The organism is Mucilaginibacter sp. 21P (assembly GCF_019331605.1).
GTDB lineage: Bacteria > Bacteroidota > Bacteroidia > Sphingobacteriales > Sphingobacteriaceae > Mucilaginibacter > Mucilaginibacter achroorhodeus.
In genome coordinates this window covers 4,632,366-4,651,919 of the sequence record NZ_CP063061.1, presented here as the reverse complement: position 1 = coordinate 4,651,919, position 19,554 = coordinate 4,632,366, and the positions used below count along the sequence as shown (strand labels likewise).

At 43.8% G+C, this 19,554-nt stretch carries 17 protein-coding genes; 11 read left to right on the top strand and 6 right to left on the bottom strand.

Annotation, left to right across the window (positions count from 1 at the left end; genetic code table 11):
• Positions 1-20: 20 nt before the first annotated feature.
• On the bottom strand, positions 21-2,270 hold the full coding sequence (locus INP83_RS20710) for a penicillin-binding protein 1A (protein ID WP_219125750.1): 2,250 nt from the start codon (positions 2,268-2,270) through the stop codon (positions 21-23).
• Positions 2,271-5,180: a tetratricopeptide repeat protein gene (locus INP83_RS20705; RefSeq protein ID WP_219125749.1), complete on the bottom strand. Its 2,910-nt coding sequence runs from the start codon at positions 5,178-5,180 to the stop codon at positions 2,271-2,273.
• Between the two features lie 89 nt (positions 5,181-5,269).
• Here INP83_RS20705 and INP83_RS20700 point away from each other — a divergent pair, with 89 nt between their 5' ends.
• The 10 genes from INP83_RS20700 (at position 5,270) to INP83_RS20655 (ending at position 12,544) form a co-directional block, all read left to right on the top strand.
• Positions 5,270-5,500 carry an AtpZ/AtpI family protein gene (locus tag INP83_RS20700; protein ID WP_146272637.1) on the top strand — a complete coding sequence of 77 codons (231 nt, stop codon included), beginning with the start codon at positions 5,270-5,272 and terminating at the stop codon, positions 5,498-5,500.
• Entirely contained in the window at positions 5,497-5,865 is a 369-nt protein-coding gene (locus INP83_RS20695) for a hypothetical protein (protein WP_219125748.1), read from the top strand. The genes INP83_RS20700 and INP83_RS20695 overlap by 4 nt, the downstream gene beginning before the upstream one ends.
• Before the next feature lie 20 nt (positions 5,866-5,885).
• Positions 5,886-6,983, top strand: a complete 1,098-nt coding sequence (atpB, locus tag INP83_RS20690) for a F0F1 ATP synthase subunit A (RefSeq protein ID WP_219125747.1) — start codon at positions 5,886-5,888, stop codon at positions 6,981-6,983.
• Positions 6,984-7,030: 47 nt separating this feature from the next.
• Entirely contained in the window at positions 7,031-7,240 is a 210-nt protein-coding gene (gene atpE / locus INP83_RS20685) for an ATP synthase F0 subunit C (RefSeq protein ID WP_091171878.1), read from the top strand.
• Between the two features lie 96 nt (positions 7,241-7,336).
• The gene (atpF, locus tag INP83_RS20680) at positions 7,337-7,828 is read left to right on the top strand and encodes a F0F1 ATP synthase subunit B (RefSeq protein ID WP_146272641.1); all 492 of its coding nucleotides are present in this window, start codon (positions 7,337-7,339) and stop codon (positions 7,826-7,828) included.
• A gap of 77 nt (positions 7,829-7,905) precedes the next feature.
• Entirely contained in the window at positions 7,906-8,451 is a 546-nt protein-coding gene (atpH, locus tag INP83_RS20675) for an ATP synthase F1 subunit delta (protein ID WP_146272643.1), read from the top strand.
• Positions 8,452-8,483: 32 nt separating this feature from the next.
• Positions 8,484-10,058 carry a F0F1 ATP synthase subunit alpha gene (gene atpA, locus INP83_RS20670; RefSeq protein WP_146272645.1) on the top strand — a complete coding sequence of 525 codons (1,575 nt, stop codon included), beginning with the start codon at positions 8,484-8,486 and terminating at the stop codon, positions 10,056-10,058.
• Positions 10,059-10,196: 138 nt separating this feature from the next.
• A complete protein-coding gene (gene atpG / locus INP83_RS20665) occupies positions 10,197-11,108 on the top strand; it encodes an ATP synthase F1 subunit gamma (RefSeq protein ID WP_219125746.1) in 912 nt (303 codons plus the stop codon).
• A 147-nt stretch (positions 11,109-11,255) separates the two neighbouring features.
• A complete protein-coding gene (locus INP83_RS20660; protein ID WP_146272648.1) occupies positions 11,256-12,122 on the top strand; it encodes an aldose 1-epimerase family protein in 867 nt (288 codons plus the stop codon).
• 86 nt (positions 12,123-12,208) lie between these two features.
• Entirely contained in the window at positions 12,209-12,544 is a 336-nt protein-coding gene (locus INP83_RS20655; RefSeq protein WP_146272650.1) for a hypothetical protein, read from the top strand.
• Between the two features lie 52 nt (positions 12,545-12,596).
• Here INP83_RS20655 and INP83_RS20650 read toward each other — a convergent pair whose 3' ends face one another.
• From INP83_RS20650 to INP83_RS20640, 3 genes are all read right to left on the bottom strand, one after another.
• Positions 12,597-14,435, bottom strand: a complete 1,839-nt coding sequence (locus tag INP83_RS20650) for a beta-galactosidase (protein WP_219125745.1) — start codon at positions 14,433-14,435, stop codon at positions 12,597-12,599.
• A 14-nt stretch (positions 14,436-14,449) separates the two neighbouring features.
• A complete protein-coding gene (locus INP83_RS20645; protein WP_219125744.1) occupies positions 14,450-17,221 on the bottom strand; it encodes a DNA gyrase/topoisomerase IV subunit A in 2,772 nt (923 codons plus the stop codon).
• A gap of 111 nt (positions 17,222-17,332) precedes the next feature.
• Positions 17,333-17,854 carry a YdeI/OmpD-associated family protein gene (locus INP83_RS20640; RefSeq protein ID WP_255563206.1) on the bottom strand — a complete coding sequence of 174 codons (522 nt, stop codon included), beginning with the start codon at positions 17,852-17,854 and terminating at the stop codon, positions 17,333-17,335.
• A gap of 137 nt (positions 17,855-17,991) precedes the next feature.
• Between INP83_RS20640 and INP83_RS20635 the strand changes: the two genes are divergently transcribed.
• Complete coding sequence (locus INP83_RS20635) at positions 17,992-18,414, top strand: nuclear transport factor 2 family protein (RefSeq protein ID WP_146272656.1); 423 nt, start codon at positions 17,992-17,994, stop codon at positions 18,412-18,414.
• Positions 18,415-18,564: 150 nt separating this feature from the next.
• On the opposite strand, the gene INP83_RS20630 is transcribed toward INP83_RS20635, so the two are convergent.
• A complete protein-coding gene (locus INP83_RS20630) occupies positions 18,565-19,542 on the bottom strand; it encodes an integrase core domain-containing protein (protein ID WP_219125584.1) in 978 nt (325 codons plus the stop codon).
• Positions 19,543-19,554: the final 12 nt, after the last annotated feature.

Sequence of the window (19,554 nt, the reverse complement as noted above, 5' to 3'; positions counted from 1 at the left end):
CCCTTCAGGGGGCAGGGGGGCTAAAAATCTAACTTCTGGTCTACCTCTGTTTGCCCGGTTTGTTGCTGGCTGTAGGCGTTACAATCAAGCGTTATTGATAAGCCGGATTTTGGCAGAACAAAGTCAACGTTCTTTTTAATGCCCAGTTCAGGGTTGGCATACACCCGTTTCATGTACAGCGCAAATATAGGCAGGGCAGTATTGGCACCCTCGCCCAATCTGGTCGACCGGAAGTGGATATCGCGGTCTTCACAGCCCGTCCAAACACCGGTAACCAATTGCGGTGTAATGCCGATGAACCAACCGTCAGAGTTGTCATTGGTTGTACCAGTTTTACCACCAATTGGGTTGGTCAACTTATAAGTTCCGCGCAGGCGCCAGCCGGTACCCTCTTCAATAACACCTTTAAGCATGTAGGTCATTACATAAGCAGTTTGCTCGTTCATAGCTTGCACTACGCGTGGCGAATTATTGTAAAGTACGTTGCCGTTCTTATCCTCAATACGTAAAAGATAGGTAGGCTCCGTCCAAACGCCCTGGTTAGAGAATGCCGAGTAAGCACCTGTCATATCAAATACTGATGCATCAAACGTTCCTAAACATATAGAAGGATAGGGCGGTACATTGCTGGTAATACCCATTTTTTTGATCAGATCTGCAACCGGCTGCGGTTTCACCTCGTTCATTACATAGGCGGTAACCCAGTTTTGCGAACGTGCCAAAGCTTTGCGAAGGGTAATTACCCCAGGAACAGTCTCGCTCGGCGATGAACGCGGCGACCATGGTGTACCGTAACCGGTGATAGTTATAGGTTCGTTAGCAACCTGCATACATGGAGAGAAACCATTTTCAACAGCCACTGCGTATGTAAAAGGTTTAGCGGTTGAGCCAACCTGGCGGGTACCCATCTTAACCTGATCATATTTAAAGTGTTCAAAATTGGTGCCGCCAACCCAAGCTTTTATGTAGCCGGTGGTTGGGTCCATACTCATCATGGCGTTACGCAGCATCATTTTACAATACACAATAGAATCGATCGGCTTCATTGTAGTATCAATATCACCTCGCCAGGTAAACAGGTTCATTTTGGCGGGTGTGTTAAATTCTTCTTTGATCTCCTCGTCAGACTTGTTCAGTTGCTTGGCCGCTATGTAACGGTCTGATCGTTTCATGCCTTTATCCAGCAATGATTTAAAGGTTGGTATGGTTTTCCATAGACTTATACCGCGCCAGTGGGCATTAAATTGCGCCTGCAAGTTGCGCATGTATTCCTTTTGCGCTTCTTCGGCATACTTTTGCATGGTGGCGTTAATGGTCACATAGATCTTTAAGCCATCGCGGTCAAGATCATAAGGTGTAACACCATCCGGCTTAAAAATGGCTTTATCAACCAGTATTTTTTGAATTTCCTTTTTAAGCACAGCACGGAAGTATGGCGCTATACCATCATTATGATTGATAGGATTAAACTTTAAACCCAAAGGCTTCGCTTTTAATTCATCAGCCTGGCCCTGGCTAATTTTTTCTTCCTCTGCCATACGGCGAAGTACAAAGTTTCGGCGTTTAAGTGCATTATCCGGATGGTTGATAGGCGAGTAGATGCCCGGCCCGTTGATCATGCCTATTAACAAGGCAGCCTGGTCTTCGGTAAGCTGATCCGGCGTGGTGTTAAAATAGGTGCGTGCTGCCGAACTGATACCATAGGTATTGTAAGCACCAAAGTCTACCGTGTTCAGGTAGAGTGTTAGAATTTCTTCTTTGGTGTAATTACGTTCCAGCTTAACAGCGGTTATCCATTCCTGCAATTTTTGTACTACACGCTTAAATGGATTGCGTGAACGTTCTGAGAACAGATTAAGCGCCAGCTGCTGGGTGATGGTACTTCCACCTTGTTTTTTACCTACCAGGTTATACAGTACAATGGTAAACGTACGCTGAAAATCGATACCGGAGTGCTCAAAAAAGCGCGAGTCCTCTGTAGCAACCAAGGCATTTATTACGTTGGGCGATATCTGCTTGTATGTTACGCTTGTGCGGTTCTTGATATAATATTTACCTAATATCTCCTTATCAGAAGAGATCACTTCTGATGCCTGGTCGCTTTTAGGGTTCTCCAACTCGCGGAATGATGGCAGCGGACCAAACACCTGGAAGGCTATCAGCAATAAGGCTATTACAAACAAGCTAAAGCCTATGATAAATAAGCGCCAGATGGCCCAGTTATATCCTCTGATGTCTTGCTGTGTAAGTTTATTTTTTGTGGGTTTCATTTAGTAATTCTCCTGATAGTACTGGTAGTAACTATCTAATGCAATTTTGTCTGCTAATTTATCCAGATTTTCTTGTGTTATGATAAAAAAGCTGTATTTGTCCTTAGGTACCTTCATAATATCAGGCATCAGCGGGATAATGTTACGGGCATAATCTTTAACATTGTTTAAGCTGGAGAACCTGCCAACGTATATCAGCTGGTTATCGGCGCCAACGGCCTTAAGTTGATGTTTGATGGTATTACCTTCAAAGTTGACCCTGTTAAATTGCCCAATTCCAAAACGCGAAGATGCGAGGTTAGTTGTACCCGAGCTAACATTTACTACAAAATAATAGTTTGTGCTATCACGCTTACTAAATATTGATGTGTTGTATTTTGGTTTCGTTACAGTTGGTGTGGCCGGCTCCGGTTTACCTACAACTCCCTGTTCTGCATGTTTTTCAGCCATGGGCTGCTCAGCAGGTTTGGCTATAGGCTTTAATTCTTTTTTGGTTATTTCAGATGCCTTTTCTTTAATAACGGGCTCTGGCGTACTTACGGCGAGCTCCTCCGGTTTGCGTACATCAGGCACTACCTCTATCTTTTCGGCAGGTACACGGTACTCTGTTTTTTGCTGATAAACTATCGGTAGGGTAAACAAAGGATCGGTAACGTCGCGGTCGCTCAACACCACTTTACGCTGGGCCAGTTCAGTTTGATTGGCTGCAATATAAGCCAGGTGCTGATTTACCAACGGCGTTATCAGCTTATCATTGGGGTAGCGCGTTGCAATTTGCTGCAGGTCATTTGCAAATGGAGTAAGTGGCTCCTGATGCGCCGCAGCAAAAGCACGCAGGTAATAAACCTGGGCTGCATAACGGTTATTTGGATATTGCGCCAGCAAAGCATCCGCAGAGGTTATCATATCGGCATATTTCCTGGCTGCATACAGATCATACACCTTATTATAGAGCATGGCAAAACCGTTATCTTCATCTGCTACATGGCGGGCATATTCAGGATCGAGGATGGTTTTGGCAAAAGGTGTTTGCGGATAGTTTTTTACCAGCAGATCTTTATACCTGTTTGCGGATAGTTCATCCCTGGTATCGGTATAAAGCCTGTACAAATTGTAATAGATAGCAGGTGTGTTGTCATTCGCCGGGAAACGGCTTAATACTTTCTCAAATGCAATGATAGCCTCTTTCTTGTCATCTAAAATATCGCGGTAAAAATTAGCGATATCCATGTAAGCATCCAGGATGATCCTGTTTGACCGGGCCATCAACTGCGCATTGAGCGGCAGTTCCTGTAATATCTGCTGTTTGTAATTAGTAGCAGCAATATTACCCGCATTGCCGGGACTTGCAGGATCATTAGCCACTATATCAGGATCAGTATTAACGGGCGTTACGGTGTTGTTCTGCGTGATGTTACTGCTTGCACGGTTTGCCCTGCGCCAGTTATCCTCCAGTTTACGGTTACCCCAAACTCTTTTAAAATTGCTAAAACCCTGGCTCACCGCATTGGCATTGTTGAAATAGAACGCAGTACCTGTTGGTGTGCTTTCTGCAGGCGGCTCATTAACGTTTACGGTATTGCGGGCCTGTGCACTTATAGCAATGTTAGCCTGGCGCGCCTGCTTTAAAGCCTGAGCCTCCGCCATTTTATCGATACGCTGCGTTCGCGCGGTTTCATCAAGCTTGGCCAGCATTTGTAGCGTATCCTGGTGAGCTATGGCTTGCAGGGCATCGGCTAACACCTGCAGGTTATCGGCCTTTTTAGCGATCGTGATGTAACGTGGGTAGTTAGGCGGCAGGTTAGCCAGCGTGCTATCGTAATATATTTTAGCACGTACGTAGTCGGCTTTGTTTTTAAAATAGATATCAGCACTGCGCAGGTAGGAGAGGCCTCTTTGTGTTTGGTTCTTGGTATTCACCTTCACCGATTGCGCATAGCTTTTAAGGGCTTCATCTACATTACCATCAGCATATTGCAGCTCGCCTATCTGGTAATAGATCTGATCCGCAAAATCCTTGTTGTTTTGGTTCTTCAAAAGTGAGCGCAGCCTTGCGGTACGGGTAAGTTTTACACCGGTTTGCCCTTCCTCAATACGTATGCGGTTAAGGTTGGCGTTAAAGGCCATATCAAACAAAGCATTACTTTTTGCTACCCGATTATAGCTTTCAATAGCTTCTGCCGGTTTATGGTTCAACTCCTGCAACTGGCCTAAAATGTAGGTCCAGCGTAAGCGCTGGCGGCTGTTGTTGGCATATTCTATGGCAAGCTTGGCCATGGCTTCAGCATCGGTGTATTCCTGCACGTTAATGTCATACTGCAATTTGCTGGCGTAAACATCGGCGGTGATGTTCTTTTTAGGATTAACGTTTCGTAACGCAGTATCTAAAGCTGTTTTGGCATCGTTTGGTTGTCTGATATATAAAAGCGCACGCGCCTTATAAACCAATGCTTCCTGCCGAAGATCGGGCTGTTGTGTGCCATAAGAGCGGATAACGTAATTGGCGTACTCAATCGCGTCAAAATAATTGCCATCTAAAAAATTTGCTTTACACAAAAGCATATAGGCGTCGCCCAAATAATGGCTTTGCTCTTTAACACTGATGATGGTATTGGCGCGTTTCTTTACGGCATCCAGGTCGGGGTCGGGCTGGTCCATGCCGGCCGTGGTATCCTGGTAAACGCTCAGGAGTTCGCTGTAGTCGTCAATATAAGCCTGCGCATAAGCTTCCTGCTTGGCGCGCAATATCTCGTTAGCATTAAAAAGGATATTGTATTTGGCCGTGAGGTTTTGGAGGCCACGGTTAACAGCGCTTTGTTTTTCGAGCGAGCATGCGGCAATAGCAAGTACTACCGCAAATGCTGCATACCTTATGAAACGAGATGTGTATAACGTAGAATTTTCTCTCAAGTGTTAGCGGTTCATTAAAGGTTGCCCGGCCAAAGTAAATGCCTCGCTAAAATAACAAACATTATGCAAAGGTTTAATAAATTTGCCTGATGGAAGAAAACGAAATAAAGGATAACAGTAGAGGCGGAGGCCAGGTTAACGCTTATGCAAAATACACCGGGCTTGCCGTACAAATGATAGTGGTTATAGGCGTATTTACCTTTGTAGGTTATAAGATAGATGAGTCTGCCGCTCACCAAACCAAATGGGTTACTGCTACGCTGGCACTGGCAGGCGTTTTTGTTTCGTTATACCTGGTTATTAGAGCAGTAAGGAATTGAAAGCGCAAAAAATTTTACTCCAATTTGTGCTGTTTGTGGCAGTGCTTGCTGCTATTCCGGCGTTCCTTGGCAGGGCCTGGCTGGTACCAAAATTCTGGGTGCTTTTCTTCTTCATTACTGCCTTTACCTTTATAGTAATTGGTTCAATATTGGCCGTACAGCGTATAAAACCCAATTTATATGCCCAAACCTTCCTGGCAACTACCATTGTAAAGATGCTCGGATGTATGGCTTTTGCGTTGATTTTTGTGTCAAAAATACACATCGATCACACCATTTTTTTGATCGATTTTGCTTATTTATATTTCTTAAATACTGCCTTTGAAGTTTACGTTTTGTTGTGTAACTTGCGCAACCAAAATTGAAAGTAAAAAACACTCATTCAATGTATTTAAGCCATATTTTGAATTCAAAAAAAATAGCTTTAAGCCTCATTTTAGGCGTTTTTTTAACGTTTATCTCTTGTAAAACTTTTGCTATACAGCATGAAGAACATGCCGTGGCTGCCGAAGAAACAAACACAGAAAAAGAGTTTAGCCCAAGTGAGGTAATACTTGAACACATTGCCGATTCGCATAGCTGGCACTTATGGGGCCATACTACCGTGCCTTTGCCGGTTATTCTTTATACTGACCAGGGCTTCGAGATGTTTTCATCTGCTCACTTTGAGCACGGCCATGCCGACTATCCTGGTAAATATTACACCTACCGTTTAGTTAAAGATAAAATTGCAATTGTTGGCCCGGGCGAGGAGCTTACTGCAGGTGCCAACATGCTTAACATGCATAAAAAACTGATCGATCTTTCTATCACCAAAAACGTGGTGAGTATGTGGATCTCTTTAGTGCTGTTATTAATTATATTCCTTAGTGTTTCTGCAGCTTATAAGAAACGCGCAGGTAAGGCGCCAAAAGGTTTGCAATCTTTTATGGAGCCTATCATCCTGTTTGTGCGTGATGATATAGCCCGCCCAAACATTGGTTACAAATATCAGCGCTTTATGCCTTTGTTGTTAACCGTGTTTTTCTTTATCTGGATCAATAACTTAATTGGTTTGGTCCCGTTCTTTCCGGGTGGTTCAAACTTAACGGGTAACATCGCGGTAACGTTTGTACTATCTGTTATCACGCTTATCATCGTTAACGTAAATGGTAATAAATACTACTGGAAACACATTTTTGCACCAGACGTACCGGTTTGGTTGTACCCTATCATGTGGCCGGTAGAGTTGGTAGGTATTATCTCTAAGCCTTTTGCGTTAATGATCCGTTTGTTTGCTAACATCACAGCAGGTCACATTATCGTATTGAGCTTGATATCATTGATATTTGTGTTCAAAAGCGTTGCCATTGCTCCGGTATCAGTTGCGTTTGTGGTGTTCATGGATGTGTTAGAGTTGCTGGTTGCTGCATTGCAGGCCTTCATCTTTACGCTGTTAACAGCGCTGTTCATAGGTACTGCCATTGAAGAGCATCACCATTAATAATTGTAAATAACTATATAACATATATTCACTTTAAATTTAAAACAATGATTGGAAGTATTGCTGCATTAGGTGCAGGTTTAGCAGTAATCGGTGCTGGTATCGGTATCGGTCAGGTAGGTGGTAAAGCGATGGAAGGTATCTCTCGCCAGCCTGAAGCTGCTTCAAAAATCCAAACTGCGATGATCATTGCTGCCGCTCTTATCGAGGGTGCTGCTCTGTTCGGTGTGGTTGTATCATTCCTGGGCTTACGTTAATCCGCCGCCCGGAAACAAATTTTAACCGTACTTGCAGCGGTTGGCAGCAGGTACGGTTATTAAAATTGACATTAAAACTCATATATAAAACAAAACATGGAATTAGTAACTCCTGAGATTGGTTTAGTTTTTTGGACCACCGTATCGTTCTTAGTGCTGTTTTTCCTGCTTGGCAAGTTTGCATGGAAACCTATCATGGGCGCTATTGATGATCGTGAGCGTTCTATAGAAGATGCTTTGCTTAAAGCCGAAGCTGCTAAAGAAGAAATGAGCCGCCTTACTAACGAGAACGAGGTATTGTTAAAACAAGCCCGTGCCGAGCGCGACCTTATCCTTTCTGAAGCCAAGAAAATTAAAGATCAAATTGTAGCTGATGCTAAAGAGGCTGCCCATAAAGAAGGCGCACGCCAGATTGAGCTTGCACGTGTTGAGATAAACAACCAGAAAGCTATTGCAATGGCTGATGTAAAAAATCAGGTAGCACAACTTTCAATACAGGTTGCTGAAAAGATATTACAAAACCAATTGCAAGACCAGCAAAAGCAGGACGAGCTTGTATCACAACTGCTAAAAGAAGTGAAATTATAATTAGAGATTAGTGACCAGAGGTTAGAGATTAGGTAACTAATCACCAATTAATGCTCACCACTCACTACTAAAATACTATGTCAGAAGTAACCATAGGAATCAGGTACGCCAAATCGCTTATTGAGCTTGCACAGGAGCAAAATGTTGTTGATGTGATCAAAGCCGATATGGATACTTTTCTTCAAACACTTAAAGCATCATCTGAACTTAAGGCAGTACTGAGCAATCCAATTGTTCCGCAACTGAAAAAGGTACAGATTCTTGATGCCATATTTGGGGGTAAAGTAAACAGCATTACTATCAGCTTTTTTAAACTGATGGTGAACAAAGGCCGTGGCGAAGTGCTTTATGCAACAGCTAAAGAATACATTAACCTGTATAACGTAGCTAAGCACATTACTAAAGCTACTGTTGTATCTGCTACCCCGTTGTCTGCGGCTAACAAACAGGTTATTACTGATGAGTTGCAGAAAGCTATTGGCGGCACCATACAGCTTAAAACCAAAGTGGATGCAGCTTTAATAGGTGGTTTTGTACTAACCGTTGGCGACAGGCAACTGGATACCAGCGTACAAAGCGCCCTAAATCAATTAAGAAAAGATTTTGCCGCTAAGGCACTATAATAACAGAAAAATAAACTCTAAATAAATTTAAAATGGTAGAGGTAAGACCAGACGAAGTATCAGCTATCCTGCGTCAGCAATTAGCCGGCTTTAAGTCAGAATCTGAATTAGAAGAAGTGGGTACCGTACTCCAGGTGGGTGATGGTATTGCACGCGTTTACGGTTTAAGCAAAGTTCAGTCAGGTGAGCTGGTTGAGTTTGGTAACAGTTTACAAGGTATCGTACTTAACCTTGAAGAAGATAATGTGGGTGTGGTATTGTTAGGTAAATCAGACGATATTAAAGAAGGTGATACCGTTAAACGTACAAACCGTATTGCATCTATCAACGTAGGCGAAGGCATGCTTGGCCGTGTTGTAGATACTTTAGGTACTCCAATTGATGGTAAAGGCCCAATCGCCGGTCAAACTTACGAAATGCCTCTGGAGCGTAAAGCACCGGGCGTTATCTACCGCCAGCCGGTTACCGAGCCGTTACAAACCGGTATCAAAGCTATCGATGCGATGATCCCAATCGGCCGTGGCCAGCGCGAGTTGGTTATCGGCGACCGCCAAACAGGTAAAACTGCGGTGTGTATCGATACCATCATCAACCAAAAAGAATTTTATGACGCAGGTAAACCTGTGATCTGTATATATGTTGCCTGTGGCCAGAAAGCTTCTACCGTAGCTAACATCGTGCGTACATTAGAAGAGAACGGTGCAATGCCTTACTCTATCGTAGTTGCAGCAAACGCTTCAGACTCTGCTACCATGCAGTTCTTTGCTCCGTTTGCAGGTGCAGCTATTGGTGAGTACTTCCGCGATACAGGTCGCCCTGCTTTAATCATCTATGATGACCTTTCTAAACAGGCTGTTGCTTACCGCGAGGTATCATTGTTACTACGCCGCCCACCGGGCCGTGAGGCTTATCCTGGTGACGTATTCTACCTTCACAGCCGCTTGTTAGAGCGTGCCGCTAAGATCAACTCTAACGACAGTATCGCTCAGCAAATGAACGATCTGCCAGAGTCTATCAAGGGCATTGTTAAAGGTGGTGGTTCATTAACGGCATTGCCTATCATTGAAACACAAGCAGGTGACGTATCTGCGTATATCCCAACCAACGTAATTTCTATTACCGATGGTCAGATATTCCTGGAGTCTAACTTGTTCCTTGCAGGTATCCGCCCGGCCATCAACGTAGGTATCTCGGTATCACGTGTGGGTGGTAACGCGCAGATCAAATCAATGAAGAAAGTAGCAGGTACCTTAAAGCTTGACCAGGCACAATACCGCGAGTTAGAGGCATTCTCTAAATTCGGTTCAGACCTTGACGCTTCAACCAAATCTGTAATTGATAAGGGTGCACGTAACGTAGAGATCCTTAAACAGGGCCAGTTCTCTCCGGTATCAGTAGAAAAGCAGGTTGCCATCATCTACATTGGTACCAAGAACTTAATGCGTAACGTACCGGTTAACAAGATCCGTAAGTTTGAAGAAGAATTTACCAACCAATTAGAGGTGCGCCACCCGGAGGTGCTTGCAGCCCTTAAAGCAGGTAAGTTTGACGATCAGCTAACCGGCGTGTTAGAAACCGTAGCTAAAGAAATATCAGCGAATTACTAATTAGTACTTAGTAGCAAGTATGAGGTATCAAGACACTGTTTTGATACCTTATACACTACATAAATTTTGAAAGTAGGGAAGCAAGCAGGGCCAAGATCCTGATACTTGATACCCGATACTTGATACTCAAAACAACGAATGGCTAATTTAAAAGAAGTAAGAAACAGGATAGCGTCTGTAAACTCAACGCAGCAGATCACCAAGGCCATGAAAATGGTTTCGGCGGCTAAGTTGCGCAGGGCTACTGATGCCATTGTACAATTGCGCCCATACGCCAGCAAATTGAAAGACCTGTTGGCTAACCTTTCTGCAAGTTTAGAAGATGGTGCATCACCTTACCTGCAGGAGCGCGAGCCGGTACGCGTATTGGTGATAGTAGTAACCTCAAACCGTGGTTTGGCTGGTGCATTTAATACCAATGCCATCAAGGCTGCCAATAATCTTATCAACGATAAATACAATGCCCAAATGAAAGCGGGTAACGTATCTATCGTAGCCATTGGTAAAAAAGGCCATGATTTTTATACCCGCCGCAAATACAATGTGGTAGGTAACCATAACGACCTTTACCTTGATCTTAACTTCATTAACGCATCAAAAATTACCGATGAGATAATGAAGGGTTTTGTTAATGGCCAGTATGACCGAGTTGAGCTGGTTTACAACCATTTTAAAAACGCAGCAACGCAGTTTTTGATAACCGAGCAATTGCTGCCGGTGCCAAAACCTGAAAAGAACGAGAAAGAAGCTTTTGCCACTAAAAAGGAAGCAACTCCGGAAAGCCAGGTTGATTACATTCTTGAACCATCAAAAGAGGAAATAGTAGAGCAACTGATCCCTAAAAACATTAAGATCCAGTTATACCGTGCGGTATTAGACTCAAACGCATCTGAACATGGTGCCCGCATGACCGCTATGGACAAAGCAACCGAGAACGCCGGCGACTTGTTGAAAGCCCTTAAACTTTCTTACAACCAGGCGCGCCAGGCGGCTATTACTACAGAATTAACCGAGATAGTAAGCGGTGCAGCAGCATTAAGCGGCTCATAAGCCCACTACTATCACATAACAACGAAAGCTTCCATATTTGGAGGCTTTTGTTGTTTATAGCTGTCTCGTCCAATTTTATTTGCACTTTCACCTTTGAAACCAGATCCAATAAGGATTGTTAATAGCTTTTTAAACGCTCACATAACCATGACCATTCTTGAAAATGAATACCTAAGGGCAACTATAGATGCCAAGGGTGCACAATTAACCTCGCTTGTAAACAAACAAACCGGAGTAGAACATATGTGGCAGGCCGACCCTGATGTTTGGGCTTACCATGCGCCAAACCTTTTTCCTATTGTAGGTGGTTTGTTAAATAACGAGCTGCATGTAGATGGTAAAACCTATAAAATGAACAGGCATGGCTTTGCCCGCCAATCTGAATTTTTAGTATTGGAGGGCGATAGTGAGCACGCAGGCTTCTCTCTTCCATATTCAGATCATACACTTGAGGTTTATCCTTACAAATTTGATTTTCAGGTCTTGTACACATTAATAGATAATGCCTTACGCATTACCTATAAATTGATCAACAGGGATACGCAAACGGTATATTTTTCAGTAGGTGGACATCCAGCCTTTAATGTGCCATTTAATACGGGCGAAGCATACGAAGACTACTATCTTGAGTTTGAAACGCCGGAAGATCTGCATGCCCATTTGTTAAACGCCGACGGCCAATTCACCGGCGAAACAACGCCTGTTGCCCTTGACGGTAAAAAACTGCATTTAAAGCGCGAACTTTTTGCCAACGATGCACTGGTTTTTAAAGGTCTTAAATCAAGGTTGGTGACCATTAAAAGTACCAGGCATGATAAAACTTTGGCTGTTGAATTCCCACATTTTAATTATCTGGGCGTATGGTCAAAACCCGGTGCTGATTTTGTTTGTATTGAACCGTGGCTGGGCTGCGCCGACTCTGCTGATGGAGTTAAAGACATTAAGGAAAAAGAGGCAATACAGAAGGTTGCCGTAGGCCACGTATTTGAATCAGCATACTTTATTAGCATTTAATTTGCATTTTTTTTAATGCTCATTAAAACTTTTTGTGTGTTTAAATACTTATCAGTTTAAAATCACTCATTACAATATTTTAAGCTATGAAAACAAAATTTTATCTATTCGCCATCGCGATGTTGTTAACAACATTCACCTTTAGCGCAAATGCAGGTACTATCAACACTGAAAAGATGTACAAAGAAGCAGCTGCTAACATGACCAAAGAACAACGTATTGCACGTTGCGAGGAAATTAAAGAGCGCGTTGAGGAAATTAAAGCGATGGACAAATCGCAGTTAACTAAAGCTGACAAAAAAGAATTAAAAGGTGAGCTTAAAGAATTAAAGAAAGAAGCACAAGCAATGGGTAGCGGTGGTATCTACCTTTCAATAGGTGCTATCATCATCATCATTTTAGTTTTGATCCTAATCTTATAATCAGCACAAAACACAATAAAAAAAGGCATCCATTGGATGCCTTTTTTTATGCCTATTTTTTCATGAGTTCATCCAGCACGGGATGATCGATGGTGCTTATCTGCTTATGTCCGCTATTGAGTTCATCAAAAATTACTACTTCATTAGTTCCTCTTTTTAACCATGCAGCAGGTACAAATAATGTTTGCTGTGGGCCAATATTCCAATATTTACCCAGGTTATGGCCGTTGATAAAGGCCACCCCTTTACCAAAGCCGTGCATATCCAAATAAGTGTCTACAACACCTTTAAGTGAGAACGTGCTGCGGTACAAGGCCGGATATTGCTCACCTTCATTTTGGGCGGGCACATACTTAAACCCTGCAGGTGTAGTTAACGGGAATTTATACATCTTCCAACCCAGTAGTTCTTTATCAGCAAGCGTAACCTTTTCGGTGATTCCCTGACGGTTATCTGTTAAGAATGGCCCGTAGTTAATCCGGCCATTGTTCTCTACCAATATGTCAAGTACGCTGTTAGCCGTCACTCCATCTAATTGAACTGAATCTTGTGCCAAACGACGGTCTAATACAGCAACACGTTTACCGTTCAGATAAACCGTAGCGTAATCGCGCATTTCTTTGATTTTAAGCAGTCCACCGGTTGCATTGGCCAACGTAGTGCGGTAAAGCACCAAACCATAACCTTGATCAAGGTCTTCAAAGCTCATAGGCTTTTCGCTTTCAACAGGAGTACCGAGGTTGTTAAATAAATTTGCTACGCCTGTTACTTTAGTCACTTCTAAAGCATAGGTACGGCGGCGCTTTTGCGGCACATCCGGCAAGGTTTGCCCGGCAGGCAAATGTTTGGCGATAACTTCTCTTAACTTATAAAATTTGGGCGTAGGGTCACCTGCCTCGTTAAGGGGCGCATCATAATCATAGCTCGATGTTTGCGGCGAGTAAGGTTCTTTTCGGTTCATGTTTGCGCCATTCATAAAATCGCGCGTGGTGCCGCCATGGAACATGTACATGTTGATAGAGATGCCCGCTGACAATACTTCGTCAAGCTTTTTGGCATCCTCATCAGCATTGCTGCGGCTGTGTGCTTTACCCCAGCTATCAAACCAACCCGGGTACCATTCTGCAATGTAATATGGCCCTTTACCGTCATGGTATTTATTGATCAGTTCTTTAACCTTTGCAGGATTGTCCTCGCCGTTAACTGCTGGTAAAAAGCCGGGCAGGTAGCCTGCCGGCATCTGGCCCGGGCCATCACAGGTAAACAACAAACCATCAAAACCGGCATCTCTGAAGATCTTTTCGTTCTGGGCCAGGTATTCCTTGTCGTTACTGTAAGAACCGTATTCGTTCTCTATCTGCACCATCAGGATGTTACCGCCATGGTTAACCTGCAGCGGCGCAAGTTGCTTACCTATTTCCATCATGTAGTTGCGGTAAGCGTTTATAAAGGCAGGGTCTTTACTGCGTACCTTCATGTTGCGGTCTTTAAGCAACCACCATGGGTAACCACCAAACTCCCACTCAGCACATACATAAGGGCTGGGTCGCAGCACTACATATAAGCCTTCCTCTTTTGCGGCACGTACAAAGCCGGCTATATCATTCTCGCCTTCAAAATTGTATTTGCCCTGCACCGGCTCATGAGCGTTCCAAAACACATAGGTGCCTATGGTATTAAGACCCATAGCCTTGGCCATTTTCATGCGCTCGTGCCAGTATTCTTTAGGGATGCGCGTGTAATGCATCTCGCCGGATATCATTTGAAAAGGCTTACCATCGAGCAGAAAATCTTTATCGCCTAAAGCGAAAGTATGCGTTGCAGTTTGGGCAAGGGTAATGGTGTTGCAGGCCATTGCAAGCATGCAACACGCAAGTATACGTTTTAGCATATGGTGTTTGTGGTTTAAAACAAGTCTAACTGTCCGTTCATGTCAATATCATCGGGGTTGGTTATCTCCAGGTCAACCTTTTTCTTTGGTTGTTCCGCAGCAGGATTTTCAGCCGTTTTAGTTTCCTCTTCTACAACGTTAGCAATGGGGTCAGATTGTGTATCTGCAGGTTCTGCATCAGCAACTTTCTTTTCATCAGGGGTAATTACAATTTCAGTATCCTCTACAGAATCCGGTGCCGGGTCGGGTACATCTCCCTCATCGTCGTGCTCGGCTATCAGTTCCACAGTTTTTACCTGGTGTACCGATAAACGGTTACCCATGGCCTTCATGCCTTTCACATCGATCAGATCGGCCAGGTTCAGCTCCACCGTTTCCTCAATAGCGGTTTTGCCCTTAAGCTGATCTACTTTTACAACCGGCTGCGATGCACCAGAGATGATGACAAGCTTAGATCCGCTTTCATCACTAATGATGCTGGTTTGCTTACCAATAGCCACGTTCTCGAACACGAAGCGTTTAATCATGTAGTTCTTTGATTTTCCTTCAAAGTGCACCACCGAGAAGACCTTCGCCGGGTCATACTTCTCGATAAGGATCATCTTATCATCAAAGTGATTATTAAGATCAAAGCTGGTAAGTTCATAAACACCATTAGGCATTATGGTTAGTATGCGGTCATCGCCATCAAACTCACCCAGGTACTTACCACGTCCATCAGCGTTAAGACGTTTCAGGATATCATCATACCATATCTTTCGTCCGGCCAGTGTAGATATACCTTTACTCTTGAGCGTTATCTTCTTGATAGGATACTTGGTGACGATGTTACCCATAGATCCGCGGCCCTTGATAGCGATAAGCGCAAAATCTTCGTCAAATTGTAATTTCTTAAGCTTTGAGTGTGGTTTCAATTGTATGTTCACCACTTCCGCCTCGCCGTTTGGATTGGCGGTGAAATAAAGCATTTTAGAGCCTTTGGTGCCTTTGGTAAGGTCATATTCCTTATCGCGTGTTATGCCGGTTACAGAGAAACGCTTAATGTAAGCAATACCGCTTTGCCCGTCTTTATAGATCATGTTGTAAACGGTGCGCTCATCATTTTTCTTAAACACAGCTACGTGTTCGATATCCTTACCCACAAAAACCTTGTCCTGTACTTTGGTTACAATAAAGCGGCCATCGTTACGGAAAACGATGATATCATCAATATCAGAGCATTCGCCAACCAGTTCCACGTTCTCATCTTTCTTTAAACCAGAGCCGATGAAACCGTCAACCTTATTTACATACAGCTTAACGTTGGCTAAAGCCACTTGCGAGGCTTCTACACGGTCAAAGGTGCGCAGTTCGGTTTTACGTTCGCGGCCTTTGCCATATTTCTCTTTTAGTTTTTCAAACCATGCAATGGTGTAATCCACCAGGTTTTTTAGGTGATGTTTAACCGTTTTGATCTCCGCTTCCAACCCTTTGATCTGCTCGTCCGTTTTCTTAACGTCAAAGCGGGTAATGCTGCTCATCGGCTTATCAATAAGCTTTTTATAATCCTCAGGTGTAATTGCGCGATAAAATTGCGCAAAGAATGGCTCAAACAAGCGGTTTAACACGCTTAACACCATTTCAAAGTCTGATGAGCTTTCGTAATCAGGATGCTTGTACATGCCTTCCTGAATAAATATTTTGAGCAATGAGCTGAAGAAAATCTTTTCCATCAGCTCTTTCAGCCGTATCTCTAATTCCTGTTTTAGCAGATCTTTGGTAAAGTGAGTGCTCTCGGTAAGCATATCATTCACGCTCATGAAGCGTGGTTTATCATCCTGTATCACACAGGTGTTTGGCGATATGGATACCTCGCAATCGGTAAAGGCGTACAATGCATCAATAGTAACGTCAGGCGAAATACCCGGTGCCAGGTGCACAACTATCTCTACATCTTTGGCAGTGTTATCTTCTATCTTTTTGATCTTGATCTTGCCTTTGTCATTGGCAGATATAACACTGTCTATTAATCCACCGGTAGTGGTGCTAAAGGGTATCTCGGTAATGGCAAGTGTCTTTTTATCGCGCTCTACAATTTTTGCACGCACCCGCACCTTACCACCACGCTGCCCGTCGTTGTATGCCGACACATCAGCCATACCACCTGTCGGGAAATCCGGCACCAGATTAGGGCGCTCGCCACGTAATACACCAATGGATGCATCCAGTAGCTCAATAAAATTATGCGGCAAAATTTTGGTAGCCAAGCCAACTGCAATGCCCTCAGCACCCTGCGCTAATAACAAGGGGAATTTTACAGGCAAGGTAATGGGCTCGCGGTTACGGCCATCATAACTGGCCTGCCAAACGGTAGTATCGGGGTTAAATACCACATCCAGCGCAAATTTGGATAATCTGGCCTCTATGTAACGTGGTGCCGCTGCCGAGTCGCCGGTTATCGGGTCGCCCCAGTTACCCTGGCAATCTATCAGCAGGTTTTTTTGGCCTATCTGTACCATGGCATCTCCGATGGAAGCATCGCCATGCGGATGGTACTTCATAGTGTTACCAATAACGTTGGCCGCTTTATTGAAACGTCCGTCGTCCATCTCTTTCAGCGAGTGCAAAATACGGCGCTGCACAGGCTTTAAGCCATCATTAATATGCGGCACGGCGCGGTCAAGGATCACATAAGAAGCATAATCCAGGAACCAGTTCTCGTATAACCCGTTGAGTGAGGTTACGTTATGAAGTACGTTTTCTTCGTTATTTTCGGGAGTATCAGTATTGCTTATATCTTCGCTCATTTATACAGCTAAAATTAATGCGGATGGGTAAAGATAAGAGAATGTAAAGATATGCCAAGGCGCATTTTTGCTGATTTTGTGCACATATTAACAGTAAGATGAATATCGAGATCAGCCTTCTCTCAACTTCTTCAATTCCCTTAACATCGCCCCGTAATCCATTCTTCTATTTGCTGCGCTGATGGTTGCTGCTATGCGGCTGGCGCGGGTTTGCTCTGTTTTAGCATCATTTATCCACTTGAAAAAGTAGCCCTGATGTGATTTGGATAAACTATCAAAATAGGCAAGGGCTTCGGGCGGTTCAAACTCAAAACAGTCCAGTAATTCAGCAGGCATCTCCAGTTTAAAATCCTTGTCGTGTTCCAACCTCAAGCGCAACATCGCACCGCGCTCTTTGCGGATGGCTTTGCGTACCTCTGCTTTAAGCGCCAGGATAAAATTACCTTCACCTGCAGGCAACATTGACATACCCGAAACAGGATACTCGTCCAGATAACCACGTAACCGCATAGCCCTTTTATTACCAGGCAATATTTCTTGGGCGATGTGGGAAGGTATGATAACGAACGTCCATCCGGTTTTGTCGCCGTTCTCTCCATACTGCTGTATTACGGTTGTGTAATCAATCATCATCTCAAATATAAATTTTCGGCGCGGGATGTTAAATGTTTGTTAAATAAGCCATTTTAACATTTAGGAGTGTAACGAAACGCGAGTTGACCACATCTTATAGATAAACAAGCAAGAATTAAAACCAAAACTTTTATACCATGAAAACTTTAAGAAACCTAACCGCAGTAGTAGCTTTAATGATTACATGTAGCTTTGCAAAAGCCGACGAACCGGCCGTAAATTTAACCCGTGTACACGCTATTAATACTTACCTGGATGCCATGACCCGCGGCAAAATCGAAGGGCTTAACCAGGTGGTTGATGCTTCGGCTAAATTTAGCATACTAAGGGGCAAATCAATTGTGAGTTTCGACAAAAAACAAATGACCGACTTTTTAAAGGAGCAGAAAAACGTTGAGCAAACCTGCACCACCAATACCGAAGTGGTTGAAAGTAACAGCCACATAGCCGTTGTGAAAGTGGATATGAAATACAACGGTTTTACCCGCAGTAATTATGTAACCATTGCCAACACCGGTAACGGCTGGAAAATAACAAACGTGTACAGCGTTTTTAGTTGATTTTTATTTAGTGTTTGAGTGTGAGATGAGCCCCTTTATGGGGCTTTTCTGTTGTTGGGATAAAGTCCCCCAACTTCTCTTCGAGAAAGGGGGGCTTAAAAATTATGTCATTGCTGTAAGGGTTAGGTAATTCGGTAACAGAATTAGGTATTATTTTTTGTTGTTTAGGGTAGCCATATCAATAGGTTTCTTTCCACCGATACCCTGATGAGGTCTTTCCCAATTATAGTAAACGAGGTATTTAAGCAGTTCATCTTCCAGTTCCTGGAGGCTATCGAAGTCTGTATCTTCGATCAGGTCCTCTTTGAGCGTCCGCCAGAAGCGTTCAACCTTGCCGTTAGTTTGCGGCCGGTAGGGTTTCATATATCTTCTTTTGATACCTGTTTCGACCAGCATACGCTCAAAAGGGTGGTTCATTTTGTTTTGACTTACAGCCGTTCCGAACTCCGGGCCGTTGTCTGCAATGATCTCCTCCATCTGGATGCCGAACTCCCGTTTGAGCGCCTGCATGCAATGCATTGCGGTGAACATCGTAGTGAGTGCTGTGATATCTGTCATCACCTGTGCCCATGCCAGGCGGCTGTAGTCATCCAGTACGCAAAGCAGGTACAGCTTTCTGTTTTGTCCGCGTATAACGCTTTTACTTAAATGATGGCAATCGATATGTCCTAACTGGCCCATGCGCTCCTTGACGATCTTTTGTTTGATTTCCCTGTCAACCGGTTTTAAACGGTTACGCCCATTGCGCTTCAGAATATTGTAAATACCTGATGGCGATGGTGTAAAGGTATCGGATTTCTGCCTGAGCTGGCTGTTGATCTCGAACTTATTGCAGCCTTTATCCCGCAATTCGAGCACTTGCTGTTCCTCAACCGGAGAAGGCCTGCGACTGCCGTACTTCGGCCCGCGCTTCTGCGGGAGCAGATCAAGCTCATTGCCCGATTGTTTGAACAGATTGTAGTATTTCAAAAACGCTCGGGCATCGGTATCATGGGCCAAATAGAAATCCCTGGCAAAGCGATAAACAGGATGTTCCCTGCGTTTGACCTGCTCGTATTCGCTGATCAGAAAACGGTATTTGCTCAGATAATTCCGCTTTAACGTAAGGTCATTATTAATGTTCCGCATAACAATATTGCT